Here is a 1049-nt window from a genome sequence, read left to right as displayed (position 1 = left end):
TTTTAGTCGGTTTTAACCGACTTTCGCTATTAGACGGGGATTTCAATCCCCGGCGGGCTTGTGGGTAAGCCCGATCGCCCCCAAAGTCCGAATAGCTGGAGAACTCGCGAGTCTGACAGTTGGTCAATGTTTTTCAATTAATTCTCTGGCGAATTCGGGTGCCACTTGGTGGGTGGATTGTCTCGATCCGTGATTTGTTCTAAATGCGAATTTGTGGTTTTTTGCAAGTGATGTTCCTTTTGATTTATCACATAAGCGACTGCTGAGTCTAGTTGTTTTTGTCCTAAAGAAAATACTCCGTATCCTTCTTGCCACGAAAATTTATTGGGATTTTGCAAAGTTTGATTGAGATAACGACTGCTGCTACCTTTAATATTTTTAACGAATTCAGCGATCGATTGGGTCGGAGGAATGGAAACTATTAAGTGGATGTGATTTTCTGTGCCGCCGATCGCATGAAGGATGCAATTGAGGGTGTCTGCTTTGCCAATGATATAAGAGTAAAGTTCTGTTTCTTTTGCCGGAGATATGAGAGGCTGTCGCTCTTTTGTTGCCCAAACTAAATGATAGTACAGCCGCCACATTGCCATAAAGATTTTTCCTCCTAATTCTTTAGGTTAATTTATCATTTTGTGACAAAATCCGAGAGTGCGATCGGGGTCGATCGGCGAGTCCCACGATCCGACAGTCCGAGAGTCCGACAGGGATTGAAATCCCTGTCTCATAGCTGAAGTCCTCTTTAAGAGGACTGAAATCGGCGATGGTTTGATTTGGTTCTTCAGTCGGTTTTAACCGACTTTTGCTCTCTCGACGGGGATTTCAATCCCCGGCGGGCTTGTGGGTTAGCCCGATCGCCCCAAAGTGCGCTCAAGAGGACTGAAATCGGCGATCGTTGAATTTCACCCTTCAGTCGGTTTTAACCGACTTTCGCTCTCTCGACGGGGATTTCAATCCCCGGCGGATCTTCGGGTTAGCCCGATCGCCCCAAAGCCCGATCGCCCCAAAGCCCGATCGCCCCAAAGCCCGATCGCCCCAAAGCCCGATCGCCC

The 1049-nt window shown here is 47.7% G+C and carries 1 protein-coding gene; it reads right to left on the bottom strand.

Annotated elements, in window-relative coordinates:
- Window positions 1-137 precede the first annotated feature (137 nt).
- Window positions 138-590: an IS200/IS605 family transposase gene (gene tnpA / locus QUB35_RS23215; RefSeq protein ID WP_333144052.1), complete on the bottom strand. Its 453-nt coding sequence runs from the start codon at window positions 588-590 to the stop codon at window positions 138-140.
- Window positions 591-1049: the final 459 nt, after the last annotated feature.

Origin of the sequence: Microcoleus sp. B13-B6 (assembly GCF_036705405.1) — a bacterium.
Classification (GTDB): Bacteria; Cyanobacteriota; Cyanobacteriia; order Cyanobacteriales; family Microcoleaceae; genus Microcoleus.
This window is presented reverse-complemented; position numbering and strand designations above follow the sequence as displayed.

Excerpts from the sequence above, each read along its gene's own strand:
- tnpA (WP_333144052.1), bottom strand. The coding sequence starts at position 590 with ATGGCAATGTGGCGGCTGTACTATCATTTAGTTTGGGCAACAAAAGAG.